Origin of the sequence: Streptomyces sp. NPDC005374 (genome assembly GCF_042872225.1) — a bacterium.
Classification (GTDB): domain Bacteria; phylum Actinomycetota; class Actinomycetes; order Streptomycetales; family Streptomycetaceae; genus Streptomyces.
Map to the genome: position 1 here is coordinate 78895 of NZ_JBIAKA010000028.1, position 20293 is coordinate 99187.

The window sequence follows — 20293 nt, forward strand, 5'->3', positions numbered from 1 at the left end:
CGCATTCGCGGAGAGTCCCAACCCATCGGCCTTGAGTTCCCTCAGCTGGTAGGGCGGGGGCCAGCTCCACGTCGGAGTCGTCGACGCCGGTGAGGCTGCTGGTGACGGTGTGGATTCGGCTCCGGGTGGAACGCCGGCGCCCGGGATGAGCTCAGGCGGCTCGACCGGTGAAGGAGCGGCTGAACTGCTGGCCCGACTGGACCATGCCGCGGACGTTGCCGAGCCGCTTCCTTTCGTACCCTGTGAGGGCCTGCGCCACCGTCGATCCGCGCACGCCCGCAGCAACGGATTCGGCGACGGCCTCGGCGTCGTGGAGCGACGCGCTGAAGCCCGAGCCGGTCATCGGGGTCGGGACATGCGCGGCATCTCCCACGAGGGCAAGACGCCCGTTGACGAGCTTGTCGGGGACGTACTCGGCGATGGGGGTGCCGATGACGGCACGCCGCTCGATGCAGTCGAGGATGGCCTCGCGCCAGGGCGACGGCCACTGGTTCTTGGCTTTGTCCGCGAGCTCGCGGAAGGTCGCCTCCGGTATGTCGGCGGAGGTGAGCGATCGGCGCACGACGTTGCCGACAACACTGCCCGTTTCGCGTAGGAGGTCATTGTGGCTCGCGTCGTACCAGGCCCAGCCGACCTGGCGGGAGCCTGGGGCGACAGAACCGTCGGGGCCGGGCAGTGGGTAGCCGAGGAGATAGTCTTCTGCGCCGCTGAGGATGTCGACGTCTCGTGGCAGGCGGCGTGAGGAGGCAAGCGAGGACTCGTTGGTGAGGCCGAGCCAGATCAAGTAGCCGGCGAACGTCGCGTCGGGCTTGTCGGGTGCGACGCCGACGCGCACGACGCTTCCGTGGCCATCCGCCCCGATCACGACATCGCCTCGGAACGTCTGCTGGTCCGAGGCGATCACCCAGGCGGAATCCGCGTCCTGGTCGACGCTCCGTACGATCGTGTGGGGGCGAAGCTCGATATAGGGGTCGGCGTCGACGGCCGCCCGGAGCCGGGCGTGGACTGCCATCCAGCTCTGCACACCGGGGGCCACTGAATTCAGTGGCGCCGAACCGCTCTGCGCGTGACGGGATCCCGTGATTCTGCTGAGGAGGCCCTCACTCACCCCGCCGAGAGCAGCCCCCTTCCGGGCCCGAGGGGCTGCCCCCGATCGCTCCAGCATCGTCACGTCGACTCCGGCGTGCGACAGGGCCAGTGCGGTCATCAGACCCGCGAGAGATGCGCCGACGACGATGGCGGTGCCCTGGCGCTCGTCCCGGTTCCCGGTGCGGGGCACGTCGGGCATGGCTGTGGTCATGCTGTTGTTCTCCTCACGGAGTCGTCACGGTGGTGGTCCGAGCAGGTGTGCTGTGGCAGGCGCCGAGGTTCGGGGTGGGCATGTCGGCGGCGTTGTCCAGCGTGATCACCGGGCTCTTGCCCGTTGGGTCCCGTCCCCGCGGAAGTGGCGCACTGGCCATGCAACCGGGGAGGGCGAGAACGTGGGAGTCTCGGTTGTGAGGGGCACCTGCAAGGACCCCTCAGGTGGCATCCCTGCCGGCCACGTCCTCTGGATTACTGGGAGCTGCCGGGCGCTCAGCCCGGATCCACAGGCAGGGTCGGTGTCGGCGAGGTTCGACGACCGGAATGTCGGTGAATGCGGTGATGAACAGCTTCGAGTCGGAGTACGACTTCGTCGCCCGGCTCCCCGTCCAGTCCGCGCCTGCGAGGTCGGCCCGCCCGCCGCGGTGCATTCGCTGCTGACGTACACCAGCCGATCCGGGCGCTCGATCAATACGGTGGGCAGATACGGGCGACTGCGTTCACCGGGAGGACCGCGGCCCCGTCGTAGACGCCGGCGTTGTGAATGATGGCGTCCATCCGACCGATCGCGCCAACCTGTTCGGCGACCGAGCGGGTCTCGCTGTCGCTGGAGAGGTCACCGAATGCCGGCCGAATCGAGGTCATGGATCGATGTGGCGCGCTCCTTCGTGCGGGCGTGCAGTACGTCGTCATGGCCCTGGCCGATGAGGGTGCGGGCGTTGAATGGGCCGAGCCCGTCGGTGGAGCCGATGATGAGGATGCGTGCCGTAGTCGTTTCCTCGTGTCGGACGGTCATGGGACGTCGGGCCCGTCGAGGCACCCAACGTCCCGCCGCTGTAGGGGTGGGGTTAGAAGACGCCTCCGCCTGCGCCGATGTTCTGTGCTGTGACCCAGGACGCCGCGGGTGAGGCAACGAACGTCACGACAGCTGCCACTTCCTCGGGAGTTCCCACGCGGCCAAGGGGTGACATGTCCGCCGCGGTGGCGCGGAAGTCGTCGGTGAGCAGGTCGGTGTCCGTGAATCCGGGCGACACGGTGTTGACGGTTACGCCGCGGTGGCCCACTTCCATGGCTGCACCGCGAATGAGCTGCTCGAGGGCACCCTTCGAAGCGAGGTACAGAGTGGTCCCGGGAAGCAGCATGCGCGTTCCCCCGGAGGAGATGGCGATGATTCTGCCGTTGTCGCGGATTCGTGCTGCGGCCTGATGCAGAACCAGGAAGGCACCCCGGGCGTTGGTTTCGAAGGTTTTGTCGAAGTCTTCGACGGTGTGCTCGGCGAAGGGCTTGTTGATGACAATGCCGGCGTTCGCGACGACGATGTCGAGCTGCCCCAGCTCGGTCTCGGCCTGCTGGAACATGGCTGCGACGTGCTCCTCGGAAGAGACGTCGCCACCGATCGCAACGGCGCGGCCACCGGCGGCGGTGATTGCGGCGACGACGCTTTCGGCGGCGTCCTTATTGCTGACGTAGTTGACAGCGACTGCGGCGCCGCGGGCGGCGAGGCCCTCGGCGATGGCTCGGCCGATGCCTCGGGACGCCCCGGTGACCAGCGCGTTCTTGCCCGCCATGTCGTTCAGTGTCTCAGCGATCATCATCTTGCCTTTCGAGAGATGGTCTACAGGGTGCGGGTAGGTCTCAGTCTCAGTGGGAGAGCAGCGCGCGGAGGTCGATCTTCCCGCTCTGCACTTGCGCGTTGTGGGGCTCGTTGAGTCCGCCGTCGGTGATGTAGAGCCGCTTGCCGCGTACCGCGGTGGCGGTGGGTGAGGCGAGGCCGTCCGAGGCGGTCAGCACGGTCTTGGTGGTGCCGTTCGGGTAGACGACCGCGATCTGGTTCTGTGTGTTCAGCGCGGCGAACACGACGTTGGAGCGGTCGCTGAGGAAGTTGAAGTCATCGATGCCGGTGAGGCCGCTGGTGACGGTGTGGACCCGGCCCGCAGCTCCGGTGGCGGTGACGGGGATCCGCAGCAGGGTTGCCTTGCTGAGGTTGGAGACCCATACGGCGCCGTTGTGGAAACGGAGTCCGTTCGCGCCGTACGGCACGGGTGCGGATGCCTTGATCGCGAGGGCGGGGTCTACCAGCCACGCGGTCGCAGGGCCGCCGGAGACCGGGACGGCCCAGACGGTGCCCATCTGGCTGTCGGCTACGTACAAGGTGCGCCCGGCCGGATCGATGGCCAGACCGTTGGGGACTCCGCCCGCGGGCAATGCCGCGATGCGGTCAGGAGTGCCGCCGGGCGGCAGCTTCCACACCCCGTTGCGGGAGGCGTCGGAGGACCACACGTTGTAGTAGACGGTGCCGTCGTGGCCGCGGGTGTTGCCGGTGATTCCGTCGCCCTTCTGCCCGGTGACCAGCACTGTGCGCTGCCCGGACGGTGCGATCCGCACCAGTGCCGGCCGTTCGCCCGCGGGCGTGCCCACCATCGAGACGGTCAGTGAGTTGTCCGGGGCGACGGTGATGTTTTCGGGCACGTCGCCGGTGGCGAAGTCGAAGGCGGCCACGGTCTTCACGTGGGTGACGGCGGGCTGCGCGTCCGCGTGTCCGGTCGCGGCGGACGCGTACGGTGCCGAGACGATGACGGCTGCGGTCGCGGAGATCGCCGCGAGCTTGAACGGCTTCTTCATGGATTTGTCTTTCGTGTTCATTGCGCTCTTTCGTTCTTTGCGCCGGCGCCGCAGCCCTGGCCGGAGTGGAGCGTCAGCGGCGCTGACGGCATGCGTGATCGGCTGGGGAGCTTCTAGTCGGGGATCGGGAAGCCGGCGTTGTCCAGGTTGAGCGAGTCCGGGTCGGGTCCGCCGCGTACGCCGGTGTCGAGGGCGTCGATCGCGGCCACCTCGTCGGGGGTCAGGGCGAAGTCGAAGACGTCGAAGTTCTCGGCGATGCGATGGGCCTTGACGGACTTGGGGATCGCGCAGAAGCCGTGGTCGAGGTGCCAGCGCAGTACGACCTGCGCGGGTGTCTTCGCGTACTTGTCGGCCAGGGCGGTGATGACGGGGTCTTCGAGCGGGTTGGTGTCGGCGCCCCGGTAGACGTAGGAGCCGCCGATGGGCGACCACGACTGGGTCAGGATGCCGTGGCTTTCGTTCGCTGCGCGCCACTCGCCCTGGGTGTAGTAGGGGTGCACCTGGATCTGGTTGACGGCCGGAACGATGTCGGTGCGGGAGATGAGTTCGTCGAGTTGCTTGGGCGTCTGGTTCGACACGCCGATCGCACGGACACGTCCCTCGGCGAGGAGCTTCTCCGCCGCCTTGTACGCCGCGATCGTCTTCTCGAAGTCGGACGGCAGCGGCTGGTGCAGCAGCCACAGGTCGAGCTGTTCGAGGCCCAGCTTGCGCAGACTCACGTCGAAGGCCCGCAGCGCGGAGTCGTAGCCGTAGTCGCTGATCCACACCTTGGTCGTCACGAAGATCTCGGAGCGGTCCACGTCGGAGCGGGCGATCGCCTCGCCGACCTCCCGCTCGTTGAAGTAGGCGGAGGCGGTGTCGATCAGTCGGTAGCCGTCGTGCAGCGCGGTCAGGACCGCGTCGGTGGTCTCCTCGGGGGCGCTCTGGTAGACGCCGAGTCCCAGGGCGGGTATCCGTACGCCGTTGTTCAGGGTGATGAGTGGGTTCGTTGCGGTCATCGTCTGCTCCGATCGGGGTGGGCGCACGCAGCGGTGCCCGCGTGCGGACGGGAAGGGGGACGGACGCGGCCTCAGTCGACAGAGACCGCTGTCGGCAGTTCGACGCCTGTGAGGTCGGCGCAGTAAGCCAGCAGCCGGTCCTGCACTTCGGGCGACCGCGTGGCCGGGTGCGGAGTGCGGGGCTGCTGGTGGTGGAAGTAGCGGCCGGTGACCAGCGCCGCCGTGTCGTCGCCGGCCGCCAGCCATGCCTGGGTCACCGGAGCCAGCCGCAGGTCGTCGGTGGCGCCGCTGCCGCCCATCTTCGTGGGGACCCAGCCCGGGTCGACGGCGTTGGAGAGCACCTGGGGCCATTTCCTCGCGACGGCGAGCATGAGAGCGGTGACGTGGAACTTCGACTCCGAGTACGCCTGGGAGCCCTGCCACGGCCGCGTCGCCCACTGCGGGTCCCGCAGGGTGACCTCTCCGCTGTGGTGCATGCCGGAGCTGAGATAGACGAGCCGCCGGGGCGGGGTAATCAGCGCCGTGAGGAGGTAGGGCGCCAGCACGTTGACCGCGAAGACGTCCGAGAGGCCGTCCTCGGTCTCCACCCTGCCTCGCCCGTAGTAGCCGACGCCTGCGTTGTGGATGACCGCGTCGAAGGTGCCCAAGTCGTTGACCTGGGTGGCCACATCGCGGGTCCGGGCGATGCTGGAGAGGTCACCGACGGCGACGCCCGCGTTGTCCGGGAGCGCGGCGTGCGCGTCGCGGGCCCGGGTGCTGTTGCGTGCGTGGAGCGCCACCGTGTGGCCCTGCCGCAGGAGCAGTTGGGCGGCCATCAGGCCGAGGCCGTCGGTGGAACCGGTGATGAAGATGCGAGCCATGAGTATGTCCTGAAGGGTTCGGACCCCGGCCAGTCGCTAGTTGGGGTCGCTGACCCGATTGCTGGTGGTGACCTTGAGGGGTGCGGCGAGCAGCGGGAGGAGTTGCTCGACGACCTTCGTCACGTTCGGGTGCTCGGTGTGTTCCGCGACGGCTTCGGGCGAGGCCCAGCCGTCGACGATGTAGAAGGTGTCGGGCTCGTCCGACTGCTGGTAGAGGTCGTAGTAGAGGCATCCCGCCTCGGCCCGCGCGGGGCCCACGAGCTCCAGCAGGAGCTCCTCGACCCTGGCGCGGTGGGCCGCCTGGCCGCGTACCTCGCAGATGATGTGGCGCTCTGCCTGCTTGACCGTGGTCATGTGGATTCCTCCGTCAGTTCTGGCCGGCGTAGACGCGGGTCATGCCGCCGTCCACGACGAGGTCGATGCCCGTGATGTAGCAGCTGGTGTCCGAGGCCAGGAAGACGAGGGCGTCGCCGATGTCCTCGGCCGTCCCCACGCGTCCCGCCGGGATCTCCTTCGCGACGCGCTCGACGTAGGCCGCGATGTCCTCGTCGCTCAGCTTCTGTTCGTGGCTGTAGCCCTCGGTGGGCACCACTCCGGGGCTGATCGAGTTGACCCGGATCCCACGGTCCTTGAGGTCCGTCGTCCAGCTGCGGGCGAGGGAGCGTACGGCCGCCTTCGACGACGCGTAGACGGCGAACCCGGGCAGCCCCATGTCGGCGGTGATCGACGCGTTGAGGACGATGGACGCGCCGTCGCGCAGGACGTCCAGCACGCTCTGCACCGTGAGGACGACGCCCTTGATGTTGATGGCGAGCTCGCTGTCGATCTGCTCCTCGGTCAGCTCGGCGAGGGGCGTGGCGTGTCCGCCGCCCGCGTTGGCGAAGAGGATGTCGAGGTGGCCGTGCGCCGCCTTGATCGTTTCGGCGACGTGCAGCATGTCGCTCTTGCTCGTGACGTCGGCCCGGATCCCGGTGGCGGACGGGCCGAGCTTCTCCGCAGCGGCGTCGAGCACGTCCATGCGCCGGCCGGTGATGTAGACCGTGGCTCCCTCTTCGATCAAACGCTTGGCGGCGCCGAAGCCGAGTCCGGTCGTGCCGCCGGTGACCAGGGCGATCCGCCCCTTGAGTGCCTGCGATTCCATGTGAACTTCTCCTGATGGGCAGGGCCTTCCTGACGAAGCGCCTTAAACGACGCTTCGTCAGGAACGGGCCGATGAAGGCCGGTGACTTACCGGTTGATGGTCTTCTGCTGCGCTGCGGTGTACCGCTCGCCCTTGATCTGCACCTGGGCAACGGCCTCTTCGATGCGCCCCAGGTCCTCGGCGGTCAGTTCCACGGTGTCGGCGCCGATGTTCTCTTCGAGGCGGTGCAGCTTCGTCGTGCCCGGGATCGGTGCGATCCACGGCTTCTGCGCCAGCAGCCACGCGATGGCGGTCTGCGCCCGGGTCGCCTGCTTGGCGTCCGCGATCTCACCCAGCAGCGCGATCAGTGCGAGGTTGGCCTCACGCGCCTCTTCCTCGAAGCGCGGCAGCACGTTACGGATGTCGTTGGCCTCGAACTTCGTGTCCTGACCGATCGCGCCGGTCAAAAAGCCCTTGCCGAGCGGGCTGAACGGCACGAAGCCGATGCCCAGTTCTTCCAGGGTCGGCAGGATGATCTCCTCGGGCTCGCGCCACCACAGCGAGTACTCGCTCTGCAGGGCCGTGACCGGCTGGACGGCGTGGGCCCTGCGGATGACGTCCGCACCCGCTTCGGACAGGCCGAAGTGCTTGACCTTGCCTTCCTGGATGAGTTCCTTGACCGTGCCGGCGACCTCTTCGATCGGCACGTCGGGGTCCACCCGGTGCTGGTAGAACAGGTCGATGCGGTCGGTCTGCAGACGCTGCAGGGACTGCTCGGCGACCAGCCGGATCCGCTCCGGCCGACTGTCCAGCCCCGCCGTGGAATTGCCGTCCTTGCACCCGAACTTCGTGGCGATGACGACCTGGTCGCGCACCGGCGCCAGGGCCTCGCCCACCAGCCTTTCGTTCGCTTCCCCGTACGCCTCCGCGGTGTCGAAGAGCGTCACCCCGCGCTCGGCGGCCGCCCGGATCAGCTTGATGGCCTCACCCGTGTCCGCGGCCGGGCCGTAGCCGAAGGTCATTCCCATGCAGCCGAGCCCGATCGACGACACTTCGAGCCCGCTGTTTCCCAGTTCACGCTTCTTCATTTCGTTCTCCTTTCGAGTGGCCGCGAGCGACGACAACGCCCTGGCCGGTGTGGGTCCTGATGGTCGTGAGGTAGACGGGTCGGTGCGGGGTCAGCTCGCGTCGGCGCCCTCGACGATGTTCTTCAGCTGGGTGATCGCGGACATCGCGTTGGGCCAGCCGGCGTAGAACGCGATGTGGGTGATGGCCTCGACCAGCTCGTCCTTCGTCACCCCGTTCTCCAGCGCCTTCGGCAGGTGGAAGGCAAGCTGGTCGGCGCGGTAGAGGGCGACCAGGGTGGCAACGGTGATCAGGCTGCGATCCCGCTGGGACAGGCCCTCGCTCGCCCACACCTCGCCGAACAGGACGTCGTCGGTGAGCCGGACCAGTTCGGGCGCGAAGTCGCCGAGCACCTTCTGTGCGGCGGTCTGTTCAGCCATGGCGTTTCATCTCCTGTCAGTGTTTGGTCTGTTACAAAAAGTGATCAGCCGAGTTGGGGGCGGTGATGGGAACACCCGGTGGTGTCCCTCCGTCAGGCCGCCACACCGGGGGCCTGAGCCTTGTGTGAGGTCTCCTCGTCCGCCGCAGGCAGGGACACCTGAGGCACGACAGTCCGGGTGGCGCGCATCGCGGCGAGGACGATCAGGGGAATGAGGCCCAGGCCGGCCATGACCGCACCCACCACCTCCGGTCCGGTCACGCCCAGGGAGGTGTCCAAGGTCGTGCCCGCCAGCCAGGAGACGAGGGCGATCCCCGCGTTGAAGGCCGACACCGTCAAGGCAGCGGCGAGGGCGGGCGAGGAGTGTCCGAAGCGCACGGCCAGCGGGGTGGCGATCGAGGTGATGCCCAGGCCCGTCACGCCCAGGAGCACCACCAGGACGACAGTCGCCACGGGGCTGGTGGACAGCGGGATCAGCAGGAGTAGCACCAGCACCGAGGCGACGGAGGTGGTGATGAACGTGGCCAGCGGCTTGCGGTCGCCGAGGCGGCCGGTGATGTTGGTGCCCAGCAGAGCACCGACACCGAAGCCGACCAGGACGAGCGGTACGGCTCCTTCGGAGATCCCGGTCCGCTCGGTGAGCAGCGGGGAGATGTAGCTGTACGCGGCCATGAAGCCACCCGTGACGAGCGCGGTGGCGCCAAGGATCAGCCACATACGGCCATGGCGCAGTACGGCGAGCTGGGAGCGGACGGAGGGGGCCACCTCGGCGCGTTGCGCGGCGGGGATGAACCGGCCGATGACCAGGGCGGCCACGCCCGCGAGGGCGGCCAGCGCCCAGAACGTGCCGCGCCAGCCGATCGTCTGACCGGCCCAAGAGCCCAGCGGCACACCGGCCACGATGGCCAGGCTCATGCCGCTCATCATCACGCCCATGGCGCGGGAGGCGGCGGCCGGTCCCGCGGCGGAGGTGGCCACGACCGAGCCGACGGAGATGAAGGTACCGGTGGCCAGCGCGGTGATCACACGGGCTACGAGCGCGATGGTGAAGGAGGAGCTGAGTGCGGCGATCACGTGGCCGACGGCGAAGACGGCAAGCGCCAGGACCAGGGTGGAGCGCCTGGGCAGGCGCAGCGTGGCGATCGAGATCGTGGGCGCGCCCACGATCATGCCGACCGCAAACGCCGTGATCAGCAGGCCGGCCGTGGAGACGCTGACGCCGAGGTCCAAGGACAACTCGGGCAGGAGGGCGGCGATGATGAACTCGCTGGTGACCATCACGAAGGTGCCGAGGGCCAGCAGCGGGACGACGAACGGCAGTTTGGCGGGCTTTTGTCGGTGAGCAGACATGCGGAGGTGGAGCCTTTGCTGAATGGGGAGGGGTGAAACAGGGGGCCGGGTCTCGGGAGCGGCCGGGTGCCGGCGCTGGTTCAGCCGAAGGAGTCGGCCTTGATGCCGTCCGGGTCGGGACCGCCGCGCAGGCCGGTGTCGAGGGCGTCGACGGCGGCCGTCTCATCGGCGGTGAGCGCGAAGTCGAAGATGCCGATGTTCTCCGCGATGCGGTGCGGCGTGACGGACTTCGGGATCGCGGACAGGCCGTGCTCGATGTGCCAGCGCAGCACGATCTGCGCGGGGGTCTTGCCGTACCTGGCGGCGATCTCAGTGATGACCGGGTCCTGCAGTGGGCTCTTGCCCGCGTGAGGGGCGTCGGGCCAGTACAGGTTCACCGCGCCGAGGGGCGACCACGCCTGGGTGACGATGCCGAGGCCGGCATGCGCCTCGCGCAACTCGCGCTGAAGGAAGTACGGGTGCAGCTCGACCTGGTTGACCGCCGGTACGACGTCGGTGCGCTCGATCAGGTCGTCCAGACGCTCAGGGCTGAAGTTGGAGACGCCGATCGCCCGCACCCGCCCGTCGGCCAGCAGCTTCTCCGCTGCCTTGTACGCGGCGACCGTGGAGTCGAACGCGGACGTGTACGGGAAGTGCAGCAGGTACAGGTCCAGGTAATCCAGGCCCAGCCTGCCCAGGCTGGCGTCGAAGGCACGCAGGGTCGCGTCGTGGCCGAAGTCCGAGAGCCACAGCTTGGTGGTCACGAAGACCTCGCCGCGGTCGACGCCGGAGGCGACGATGCCCTCACCGACCTCCTTCTCGTTGCCGTAGACGGCAGCGGTGTCGATCAGTCGGTAGCCGTGCTGGAGCGCGGTCGTGACCGCGGTGGCGGTCTCCTCCGGTGGGCTCTGGAAGACGCCCAGGCCGAGCGCGGGCATCCGCACGCCGTTGTTCAGCGTGATCATCGTGCTCTTGCCAGTCATGGTGGTCCTTCCATGAGCGGGGACGGACCGATACGAGGTTCGATACCGGTCGGCCCCAAAGCGGGGCACTGACCATGCAACCGGGAACGGACACGATGAGGGAGTCTTCGCTGTGAGGGGTAACAGCAGGGACCCCCAGCGGCATATGCGCAAGTCAAAGCCCCGCCCTTACTGCCGGCGGCAGCCGCAGAAGGCGGGGCTGTGGACGTCTGTTCAGTTCTCGGAGTCCGCCTCGGCGGCCTGCACATCCGCGGCCTCGGCCGTGGCGGACCAGCTCGACAGCAGGTTCAGCGCGTCCGCGGCCGCGGAGCCGGGGGCCGCGTTGTACAACGCCACGACCAGCCCCGAGCCGTCCGGCAGGTTCATCGATTCGAAGTTGAGCTCCAGCTCGCCGACGACCGGATGCCTGAGGCGTTTCGTCCCCTCATGGAAGACGTGTACGTCGTGGGCGCCCCACATCACGCGGAAGGCGTCGCTGCGGGTCGACAGCTCACCGATCAGGTTCGACAACTCGCGGTCGTACGGGTTCTTGCCCGCCTCGATCCGCAGCGCACCCACAGCGCCCTTGGCGATGCGTTCCCAGTCGACGTAGAACCGCCGGGCCGCGGGGCTGAGAAATACGAACCGGACGGTGTTCGCCCCGCAGACCGGATCGGCGTACATCTCCGAGAACAGTGCGCGACCGAGCGTATTGGCGACCAGGATGTCGAATCGGTGGTTCTTCACGAACGCCGGCATGCCCGGCATCCCGTCAACGATGCGCTGCACGCTGGGCCGCACAGCCGGCCGGGCAGTGCGGCGCCGCACACGGGCGGGCGTCTTGTTCGCCGCTCGGGCCAGGTCGTACAAGTGCGTGCGCTCCGTGTCGTCGAGCCGCAGAGCCTGGGCCAGCGCGTCCAGGACGCTGTCGGAGACACCGCTGAGATTGCCGCGCTCCAGACGCGTGTAGTACTCGACGCTGACGCCCGCGAGCGTCGCGACCTCGTTCCTGCGCAGCCCGGCCACCCGGCGGTGGCCGTACACGGGCAGACCGGCCTGCTCGGGCGTGATCTTGTCACGGCGAGACTTCAGAAACGCACTGATTTCGGCGCGGTTGTCCATGAGGCCAGAGTAGGTTCGCCGCACACGGGCTGAGAGACCCTGTCATTACCCCTCACAGCAGTAACCCCCAACTCCAGCTTCTTCCGGTAGCGCGGAGTCGCAGGTCAGAGGGGTCCGCCGCTGGATATCTGCCCGGCCGCCCCCAGGCGGGATGCGGATCACGCGATCAAAAGCCCCCGGGGGCCGTCGCCGATGTTCGGCGCCTTCCTGGCCAACCTGGCCGGTTTCCTGCACAGTCTGCACATCACTCTCCTGATCGACGCGGTCCTCCTCGCCGTGACGTCAGCGGCGATCGGACTGCTACTCAAGCCGACCCCGACCAGACCTGAATCCCGGCTCGCACCTCCCGGCGGGCATGTCCGCCGCCGGACGGGCAAAGTGAAGATCACCGAGAAGGACATGCACCCAGGAGACGGCCACGACGCCATGGAGCGAAGCAGAGCTCGACCGCACTGGCGCGGCCGAGGAGATCGACCCCGCATCCGAACGCGCCGACGGCACGCTGCGTGCCACAGTCACCATGTGAATGGTCCACGAGGAAGCCGACCCTTCCGTGTACGAGCAGATCGACGCGGCCTACCGTGCCGAGTACGGCCGCCACACCGGCATCGTCGAACACGTCCTGTGCCCCACAGGCCCGCGCCGCCACGCTCCAGCTCCTCCCGTGCTGAACAGCGCCCGCCACGACAGGAGGTGACGGGTGCATGTCCTTGAGTTCGTCGTGATCATGGGGATCGCGCTCGTGGTGTGCGGCGTCCTCGCCGACCGGCTGCGGATCGCCGCGCCGGTGCTGCAGCTGGCCGCGGGCGTCCTGCTCGGCTTCGTGTCGTGGCTGCGCGAGACGGAGCTGCCCCCGGACGTGCTGCTCCTCGTCTTCCTCCCCGTGCTCCTGTACTGGGAGAGCGTGACGACATCGCTGCGCGCGATCCGCCGCGACCTGCGCGGCATCGTACTCAACGGCACGATCCTGGTCGCCGTCACCGCGTGGGCGGTGGCGGCCCTCGCGCACGCGATGGGCCTGCCCTGGGGCCCAGCCTGGGTGCTCGGCGCGGCCGTCGCCCCGACCGACGCCACCGCCGTGAACGTCGCCTCCCGGCTCCTGCCGCGCCGCAACGTCACGGTGCTGCGCGCCGAGAGCCTCATCAACGACGGCACCGCAATCGTCATCTACAGCCTGGCCGTCGGCGTCACCGTCGGCGTCGAACACCTCAGCACCCCGCACATCGGCGGTCTGCTGCTCCTGTCCTACGGAGGCGGCATCGCAGCCGGTGTCTTGGTGGCGTGGGTCGCCATCCAGGTCCGGCGCCGCATCCGCACCTTGGACGACACACTCCTAGGCAACCTCGTGATCATCCTGATCCCGTTCACCGCCTACCTGCTGGCCGAGTTGGTCGAGGCGTCCGGGGTGCTCGCCGTCGTGGTCGCCGGACTCATCATGAGCCAGGCCGGTCCGCGGCTCGCCCAGGCCCACGCCCGCCGTCAGACCGAGGCATTCTGGTCGCTGGCGATGTACCTGCTCAACGGCTTCCTGTTCGTCATGGTCGGGCTGGAGGCCCAGGCAGCCGTACGCAGCCTGCCCGGCGACGCCCTCACCGACGCACTCGTCATGGTCGCCGCGGTCTCCGTGGCACTGATCGTCGTCCGCTTCGCATTCCTGCAGGCCGCCGTACACACGATCCGACTCGTGGACCGGCGCCCGCAGCAGCGTGCACGCCGTATGGGCCACCGCGCCCGCATCGTCAGCGCCCTGGCCGGATTCCGCGGCGCGGTCTCCCTCGCCCTGGCGCTCTCCGTGCCCTACACCCTCGACTCCGGCGCACCCTTCCCCGACCGCGACACAATCGTCTTCGTCACAGCGGGAGTCGTGGTCGTCACGCTGGTGGTCCAGGGCCTCGTCCTGCCGGGCGTGGCGCGCTGGGCCAGCCTGCCCCACGACACCGACAGCGAACGCGAACTCCACCTGGCCCAGACCGTCGCCGCCGAGGCCGCCCTCGACGCGCTGCCCGACATGGCCGCCGAACTCGCCACCGACCCGGAGGTCACCGACCAACTCCTGGCCGACTACGAAAGGCACTTGAGGACGTTGCGGGCCGTCGGAGCCACCGAGGACACGGACGAGCCAGGTTCACTGCTGCGCCGCCACGGTCAGGAGATCGAACTGCGTCTCGCTCTCCTGGACCGCAAACGCGCCGCCGTCATCGCCCTGCGCGATGAGCACCGTATCGACGACAGTGTGTTCCTGCGCGTCCAGGCGCGGCTCGACAACGAAGAGGTACGGCTCGCACAGCGGAAGGCGGCCGAATGACCGACGAACAGACCCCCTCCGACTCCCCGCAAGCGCGCTCGGCCGAAGCACGCGGCAGCGTCCAGGGCGGCCCCGCCCTGATGGGCCGGGTCACCCCCTTCGAGCTGTTCTTCGACCTCGTCTACGTCTTCACGCTCACGCAGATCACCGGGTACATGGCCCACGAGCACACCGGCATCGGCGTGGTCCAGGGCCTGCTGCTCCTCGCCCTCGTGTGGTTCTCCTGGTCCGCCTACGCCTGGCTCGGCAACCAGGCGCGCTCCAGCGACCGGGGTGTCCTGCGCGCGGGCCTCGTCGTGGCGATGGCCGGCGTGTTCGTGGTGGCCCTCACTGTGCCCGAGGCATGGCACGACGGCCCCGGCAGGCTGAACGGCCCGCTCGTCCTCGCCTGCGCCTACGTGTTCGCCCGCTGCGTCCACCCCATCGTCTACGCCGTTCTGGCCGACGACGACCGTGCCCTGCTACGGCAGGTGGCGATCTCCGTGCCTCCCGTCCTGGGCGCGGGCGCGCTCCTCATCACGGGAGCCGTCCTGGGCGGCACCACCCAGACGGTGCTGTTCGCCGTGGCCATCGTGGTGGACTGGGGCGGTGTCTACGCCACCTCCCGCCGCGGCAACTGGCGTATCCACAGCGCGAGCTACTTCACCGAGCGCCACGAACTCTTCATCATCATCGCCCTGGGCGAGTCCCTGCTCGCCATGGGTGCCGCCGCCTCCCAGCAGCCGATCGACCTGCCCCTGCTGACGGCCGCCGTCCTCGGTGTCGCCGCCACCGCGAGCCTGTGGTGGCTGTACTTCGACATCGTGACCCGCATCGTGGAACACCGCCTGGAAGAGACCCGCGGCGCACAGCGCCTCAGCCTCGCCGTGCTCGCCTACGGATACGCCCACTTCCCCATCGTCGCGGGCATCGTGCTCACCGCCCTCGGCATGGAGGGCGTCATCGCGGACGCGGGAAGCACAGAGGGCCTCGGCACATTCTCGGCCTCGGCCCTGTGCGGCGGCGCGGCCCTGTACCTGGGCGGACTCACTCTGCTCGCCCGGGCCACGGTCGCCGTCTGGGCCCCGTTCCGTCTCGGCGCCATGCTCGTGCTGCTCGCCTCGCTCCCGGCTGCCGCCGCGCTCCCGCCCCTCGCCGCGCTCGCAGGCGTCGTGGTGATCCTCGCCGCCGTGGCCGCCGTCGAGACCTGGTGGTACAGCGAACTACGACGCAAGGTACGCCCCTGACGCACGCGGCACGCTCAGCCCGTCGTGATGCCCCAGCTGCCGGGGCAGGTTGCAGGTCAGAGGGTTCGTCGCTGGATACCTGCCCGCCCCCAGGCGGATGCGGATCACGGGAACGGGACCGCGCAAGCCGACGGACCTTCCGGACGAGTCGCCGCCACAGGGCAGAGGAATACCGTCCGCCCGGCTCCGGACATCAAACCCGCTGGAAGCTGACCAGCAACAGCGGCGCCTGATGCAGCCGACCAACCAACACGCTCCAGGCCGCATCAGCCCCGAGGGAGCTGGCGTGACGGTCTTCGGCGGTGAGCGCCGCGTCCCCAAGCTGCGCCACGAGGAGGTCCCTCAGCTCGCCGACGTGAGCACCGTTTACTACGCCCGGATGAAACGCGGGAACCTGCGCATCGTCTCCGAGAGCGTCCTGTGCTCACTCGCCCGCACCCTGCGCATGGACGAAGTCGAGATCCACACCTGTTCGACCTCGCCCGCCGCTTCCGACGGCACCCGGGCGCGCCGTGCCAAACCCCCGGCCGGCGCGGCTGCCGCAGCGAGCGACTCACTCAGCAACCGCGCTCAACACGCTGAACTTGACAGGGAAGACGAAGTGGGCGGGCCACTGGGCGGCGAGCCGGGCCGAGCTGTGCTGGGCTCACCAACCTGACCCCGGACGAGTTCCTCGGCGAGCTCCCTGGCGGCGTCGGCGTGCGCCTGGCCGAGCTGTGACCTCTCCAGCATCTTGGCGGTGAACCGGACGAACCCCTCGCCCGGGTCGGAGCCATCGTCCAGGATCGGAAACGGCTTGTACTCATCGCCCACATCGAACAGGTCGAAGAAGGTCCCGTAGTGGTAGGCCGACTCGGCCAGCAGGGCGCGGCTGTCCTCCGACACCCGCCCCGCCGCCGCGTGGGCGTCGGAGAGGATGCTGGGGCCCCCGCCGAGCGGGTCGGGGCGGACGCACAGGAGCGTGGTGTAGTCCGGGGGCTGGCTGTGATGTCGTTCATCGGGGTCTGGCACAAGTTCCGTGAGACGACTACGTTCGGTGATTGCCGATCTCGCCGCTTGATGAGAGACCCACCGACCCACCAGAGGTTCGGTCGGCTGAGATACTCCGGTCCTGTGACTTCTTCAGACCTTGCTCGCCAGATCCATGCCGTATCCCATCTGACCGGTGATTTCGTACTCCGCTCGGGACGCAGGGCCTCGGAGTACTTCGACAAGTACCGCTTCGAAGGGGACCCTGTTCTCCTTGATGCCATCGCTCAGGCGATGGCATTGCTCGTGCCGAAGGACACGGAGGTGCTGGCGGGCCTTGAGATGGGTGGTATCCCGGTCGTCACCGCGCTCGGCCGACACACCGGCCTTCCCTGCGCCTTTGTCCGTAAGCAGGCAAAGTCGTATGGAACGCGCCGGCTGGCTGAAGGCGCGGACATCGCCGGGCGCCGAGTGCTGGTCGTTGAGGACGTCGTCACTAGCGGTGGTCAGATCGTCTTGTCCACCGCCGAGTTGCGTGCCCTGGGTGCGGACGTTCGCGAGGCGCTCTGCGTCATCGACCGTCAGCAGGGAGGGACCGAGGCGCTTGCGGCCGAACAAATCCACCTGCTGTCACTCCTGACTGCGGATGATCTGAGAACTACTGCCTGAGGCGGAGGGGGCCCGTCAGGCGAGGAGAACTCGCTTCCCTAGCAGGGCAAAGCCGGCCCGGCCGAACATCTGGCGCTTGAGCATCTTGATCCGGTTGACTGCTCCTTCGACCGGGCCGGAGTTCCAGTCGGTGGTCAGCCCGGCGGTCACGGCGTCGAAGTCGCTGTGCAGGCCGACGGCAAAGCTGCTGATGCCGGGGAGATTGGCCTCGGCGGACTTGGTGATCCACTCGGGCAGGCGAGTACCGCTGAGTGTGGTGAGCATTTCCGCGAACGAGCTGGTCAGCTCGGCTGCGGATGCCAGCTCGGGGCAGCGGTCGAGCACGGCTTTGCGGTGCCGTTTCTCCTCCTCGGTCAGGGTGGCCGGATGCCGGGTGAGCCAGCCGGTCACCTGCCGCACCGACGGTGGTGGCGGGGCGGGCGCGAAGCCTTCTGGTCGGGGCAGACCGCGCCGGGCCCAGTCGCGGACGGTGGAGTAGTGGCCGCGGAAGCCACGGGCCGTGATCTCGCGGTGGAGGTCCAGGACGGTCGTCTTGCCGTCGGTCTCGGCCCAGCGTTGTGCCAGGTAAGGCTTGAACGGGTCGAGCTTGCTGGGGAGTTGGCGCTTGCGGCCCTTGACCATGTCCTGCCAGTGGGCGGCGCGGGCGTATCGCTGGACGGTGTGGCGTCCCCAGCCCAGGTGGCGGGCGATGTGGCGGATTCTCATGCCCTGGTCGAGGAGTTCGTGGACGAGGGCGTGATGGGCGCGGGCCCGCTCGGCGAACCTGCCGGTCGGATCCGCCTCTTCGTTGTTCTGGTCGGAGGTCGCTTCAGCGGGTGTCTCCCAAACGGGCTCTTCTGGGCTGGCCGGGGGCAGGTCGCGCAGGCAGGTGCGGTGGGCTGCGACGGTCTTTTCGACCGCGGTGGCGAGTTCTGCCAGAGGTGAAAGCGCTCAGCGACCTGGAGAGCCCGGGGTGCGGCGGTGCCGGCCGCCTCGGCGTAGGCGCCGGCGCGGTCGCGGCAGATGACCTCGATTTCGGGATGGCCTGCGAGCCACGGGGCGAGGGTGACCGCGTCGCGTTCGGGCAGCAGGTCGAGGACCTGGTGGGACTGTGCGTCGATCACGACCGTTCCGTAGACGTGCCCGCGCCGCAGCGCGAAGTCGTCCACGCCGACGGCCCGAGGGCGCGTCGCGGCCGGGTCAGGCAGGTCCATCACCCGGCGCAACAGTGTGGTGCGGCTAGGCCGTTTCTGATGGCTCTTGGTGGGCTGGGTGGATCTCACGGCTGGCTGGGCAGGACGCTCGTATGGTGCGGCGACACGAGCTCACGGACGCGCAGTGGCAGAAGATCGAGCCTCTGCTGCCCGGTAACGGCAGGCCGGGCGGGCAGTGGGCGGATCATCGCAGGGTGGTCAACGGGGTGCTGTTCAGGGCCCGGACCGGTGTGCCCTGGCCTGATCTGCCTGAGCGGTATGGCCCCTGGCAGACCGTCTATGAGCGTCATCGCCGGTGGTCGGCAGACGGCACCTGGCAGACCATCCTTGCAGAGCTGCAGAGCTGCAGATCGAGGCGGACGCCGGTGACCCCGACGGCACGCTCGCCCGTCAGGTGTCCCGGCAGGAGTGGGCCGTGAACATCGACTCGACGTCCTGCCGTGCGCATCAGCACGCGGCCGGGGCGCCTCGCGAGGTGCCTTGTGACTACCCGCAAAAGGGGGCGGGGCTCGTGAGGAGGCAGATGGGCGCGAGGCGTTGGGGCGCTCGCGGGGCGGGCTGACCAGCAAGATCCATCTGCTCTCCGACGACCGGGCCCGGCCGTTGCACTGGCTGACTTCGCCGGGCCAGCGGGGTGACAGCCCGATGTTCGCCCCGGTGCTGGACGGTTTACGCATCCGGCGCCGCGGGGCGGGCCGTCCGCGCAGCCGGCCGGATCGGGTCCGCGGCGACAAGGCGTACTCCAGCCGCGACAACCGCGCCTACCTGCGGCGGCGAGGCATCAAGGCCACCATTGCGCAGCCCGACGACCAGCGTGCCCACCGCAAGCGCCGTGGACAGGCCGGTGGCTGGCCTCCGGCCTTCGACCCGGCTCAGTACCGCCGCCGCAACGCCGTTGAGCGGTGCGTGAACAAGTGGAAGCAGTTCCGTGCGGTAGCCACCCGGTACGACAAACGCGACTACATGTTCAACGGCACCCTCACCGTCACCGCGATCGTCATATGGCTCCGCGACACCGTTCAAGAGCCGTCAGAAACGGCCTAGTACTGCAACGGTGCTTGTTCTGAGTGCTGGGCAGTTTTCAGGGGCTGTGTCCACGTCGTTTGTAGTGACTGACTCGAGCTTGGTGTTGGCGTCGTCGGCGCCATGTCGACCAGTGCAGGACGTGGTCGACCGGGGTGGGGTGGCGGTCGGTGAGGCGGGTGATCAGTCGTCGTATCTCGGCGAGGCTGAGGTGGATGAGCTGGGAGGATCCGTTTCTGCTTTCTCCATGTCCAGCTCTCGGGCACGCAGGACGGTCAGGCAGGCGTGAGCGGCCATGGCCAGGGTCATGTGGCGGTGCCAGCCGGGGTAGCGGCGGACCTGGTAGTCGTCCAGGCCGCACTCCTGCTTCGCGGTCTGGAAACACTCCTCAACAGCCCATCGGCTGCCCGCGATGCGGATCAGCTCGTCCAGCGTCGTGTTGGCGGGGCAGTAAGCAATGTAGTAGGAGATCTGATCGGGCCTGCTCACACTGCGACGGGCCAGAACCCAGTGCCTGCGGTCCTCGCGGTGCCAGGGCCGGACCTCGACGCGGGCCCAGTCGAAGATCCGCCGGCCATGAGCTCCTTCGCCGCAGGAACGGCGTTTCCACTTCTGCCGCGGCAGGCCGGGAAACAGGTCGTGGACGGGGTGGTCGAGTGCCCAGCGGCTCACGACTGTGTCGTGCCGGGTGGTGGCCATGACGTGGAAGACATCCGCCTGCTCCAGTTCGAACCGCCAACCCTTGCTGAAGCCATAAGCGGCGTCCGCCGTCACCCACCTGAACGGAATCCGGTCGGCGATCGCCCGGCGGACCATCGTCTTGGCCATGGCCACCTTCGTCTCAAAGGGAACCGTGTCGTCGATGCCCGCCCGCCGGCACCGTTCCCGGTCGTCCGTCCAGGACGTGGGCAGATACAGACGGCGGTCTATCAGCGTGCGTCCGCGGTCGGAGGCGTAGGCGAGGAACACGCCGATCTGGCAGTTCTCGGTGCGTCCCGGGGCCCGCATTTCAATAACTGTCAGCGACCGGTTTCCGCAGGGGTTGTTCGGGCGTGGAGCTGTTCTATTGTGCGGGCGGGCGATCCGGGT

General features: G+C 68.6%; 20 protein-coding genes and 2 pseudogenes. 5 read left to right on the top strand and 17 right to left on the bottom strand.

The window, feature by feature from the left end:
- Positions 1-151: 151 nt before the first annotated feature.
- From ACFYRX_RS44370 to ACFYRX_RS44430, 13 genes are all read right to left on the bottom strand, one after another.
- On the bottom strand, positions 152-1300 hold the full coding sequence (locus tag ACFYRX_RS44370) for an FAD-dependent monooxygenase (RefSeq protein ID WP_389112807.1): 1149 nt from the start codon (positions 1298-1300) through the stop codon (positions 152-154).
- A gap of 618 nt (positions 1301-1918) precedes the next feature.
- Complete coding sequence (locus ACFYRX_RS44375) at positions 1919-2098, bottom strand: hypothetical protein (protein ID WP_389112808.1); 180 nt, start codon at positions 2096-2098, stop codon at positions 1919-1921.
- Positions 2099-2150: 52 nt separating this feature from the next.
- Positions 2151-2870 carry an SDR family oxidoreductase gene (locus ACFYRX_RS44380; protein WP_389112810.1) on the bottom strand — a complete coding sequence of 240 codons (720 nt, stop codon included), beginning with the start codon at positions 2868-2870 and terminating at the stop codon, positions 2151-2153.
- A 73-nt stretch (positions 2871-2943) separates the two neighbouring features.
- The gene (locus tag ACFYRX_RS44385; protein ID WP_389112811.1) at positions 2944-3924 is read right to left on the bottom strand and encodes a hypothetical protein; all 981 of its coding nucleotides are present in this window, start codon (positions 3922-3924) and stop codon (positions 2944-2946) included.
- A 113-nt stretch (positions 3925-4037) separates the two neighbouring features.
- Complete coding sequence (locus ACFYRX_RS44390) at positions 4038-4922, bottom strand: aldo/keto reductase (protein ID WP_389112813.1); 885 nt, start codon at positions 4920-4922, stop codon at positions 4038-4040.
- A gap of 71 nt (positions 4923-4993) precedes the next feature.
- Entirely contained in the window at positions 4994-5782 is a 789-nt protein-coding gene (locus ACFYRX_RS44395) for an SDR family NAD(P)-dependent oxidoreductase (protein ID WP_389112815.1), read from the bottom strand.
- A 36-nt stretch (positions 5783-5818) separates the two neighbouring features.
- On the bottom strand, positions 5819-6136 hold the full coding sequence (locus tag ACFYRX_RS44400; RefSeq protein ID WP_389112817.1) for a putative quinol monooxygenase: 318 nt from the start codon (positions 6134-6136) through the stop codon (positions 5819-5821).
- Positions 6137-6149: 13 nt separating this feature from the next.
- Positions 6150-6923, bottom strand: a complete 774-nt coding sequence (locus tag ACFYRX_RS44405; RefSeq protein WP_389112819.1) for an SDR family oxidoreductase — start codon at positions 6921-6923, stop codon at positions 6150-6152.
- An 86-nt stretch (positions 6924-7009) separates the two neighbouring features.
- Positions 7010-7990, bottom strand: a complete 981-nt coding sequence (locus ACFYRX_RS44410; protein WP_389112821.1) for an aldo/keto reductase — start codon at positions 7988-7990, stop codon at positions 7010-7012.
- Positions 7991-8080: 90 nt separating this feature from the next.
- Positions 8081-8407 carry a carboxymuconolactone decarboxylase family protein gene (locus tag ACFYRX_RS44415; RefSeq protein ID WP_389112823.1) on the bottom strand — a complete coding sequence of 109 codons (327 nt, stop codon included), beginning with the start codon at positions 8405-8407 and terminating at the stop codon, positions 8081-8083.
- A gap of 92 nt (positions 8408-8499) precedes the next feature.
- Positions 8500-9756, bottom strand: coding sequence for an MFS transporter (locus ACFYRX_RS44420; protein WP_389112824.1), 1257 nt, complete (start codon positions 9754-9756; stop codon positions 8500-8502).
- Between the two features lie 80 nt (positions 9757-9836).
- Complete coding sequence (locus ACFYRX_RS44425; protein ID WP_389112826.1) at positions 9837-10718, bottom strand: aldo/keto reductase; 882 nt, start codon at positions 10716-10718, stop codon at positions 9837-9839.
- Positions 10719-10931: 213 nt separating this feature from the next.
- The gene (locus ACFYRX_RS44430; protein WP_389112828.1) at positions 10932-11819 is read right to left on the bottom strand and encodes a helix-turn-helix transcriptional regulator; all 888 of its coding nucleotides are present in this window, start codon (positions 11817-11819) and stop codon (positions 10932-10934) included.
- 526 nt (positions 11820-12345) lie between these two features.
- Between ACFYRX_RS44430 and ACFYRX_RS44435 the strand changes: the two genes are divergently transcribed.
- From ACFYRX_RS44435 to ACFYRX_RS44445, 3 genes are read left to right on the top strand one after another with little or no spacing between them, the layout of a single operon-like run.
- Positions 12346-12516, top strand: coding sequence for a hypothetical protein (locus ACFYRX_RS44435; RefSeq protein ID WP_389112830.1), 171 nt, complete (start codon positions 12346-12348; stop codon positions 12514-12516).
- Positions 12517-12519: 3 nt separating this feature from the next.
- A complete protein-coding gene (locus tag ACFYRX_RS44440; RefSeq protein ID WP_389112832.1) occupies positions 12520-14124 on the top strand; it encodes a Na+/H+ antiporter in 1605 nt (534 codons plus the stop codon).
- A complete protein-coding gene (locus ACFYRX_RS44445) occupies positions 14121-15350 on the top strand; it encodes a low temperature requirement protein A (protein WP_389112834.1) in 1230 nt (409 codons plus the stop codon). Before ACFYRX_RS44440 ends, ACFYRX_RS44445 begins: the two co-directional genes overlap by 4 nt.
- 570 nt (positions 15351-15920) lie before the next feature.
- Here the strand turns inward: ACFYRX_RS44445 and ACFYRX_RS44450 are convergent.
- Positions 15921-16361 (bottom strand): hypothetical protein, encoded by a 441-nt coding sequence (locus ACFYRX_RS44450; RefSeq protein ID WP_389112836.1) that lies wholly within the window; start codon positions 16359-16361, stop codon positions 15921-15923.
- Positions 16362-16463: 102 nt separating this feature from the next.
- On the opposite strand from ACFYRX_RS44450, the gene pyrE reads away from it, so the two are divergent.
- Complete coding sequence (gene pyrE, locus ACFYRX_RS44455) at positions 16464-16988, top strand: orotate phosphoribosyltransferase (protein ID WP_389112838.1); 525 nt, start codon at positions 16464-16466, stop codon at positions 16986-16988.
- Between the two features lie 15 nt (positions 16989-17003).
- Here pyrE and ACFYRX_RS44460 read toward each other — a convergent pair whose 3' ends face one another.
- Both ACFYRX_RS44460 and ACFYRX_RS44465 read right to left on the bottom strand, forming a co-directional pair.
- Positions 17004-17693 carry a transposase gene (locus tag ACFYRX_RS44460; protein WP_389112839.1) on the bottom strand — a complete coding sequence of 230 codons (690 nt, stop codon included), beginning with the start codon at positions 17691-17693 and terminating at the stop codon, positions 17004-17006.
- Positions 17690-18181: a transposase gene (locus tag ACFYRX_RS44465; protein WP_389112841.1), complete on the bottom strand. Its 492-nt coding sequence runs from the start codon at positions 18179-18181 to the stop codon at positions 17690-17692. The genes ACFYRX_RS44460 and ACFYRX_RS44465 overlap by 4 nt, the downstream gene beginning before the upstream one ends.
- A 95-nt stretch (positions 18182-18276) precedes the next feature.
- Between ACFYRX_RS44465 and ACFYRX_RS44470 the strand changes: the two are divergent.
- Positions 18277-19225 (top strand): annotated as a pseudogene (locus ACFYRX_RS44470) (IS5 family transposase).
- 162 nt (positions 19226-19387) lie between these two features.
- Here ACFYRX_RS44470 and ACFYRX_RS44475 read toward each other — a convergent pair.
- Positions 19388-20200 (bottom strand): annotated as a pseudogene (locus ACFYRX_RS44475) (IS701 family transposase); the annotation flags it as partial.
- Between the last annotated feature and the right edge of the window lie 93 nt (positions 20201-20293).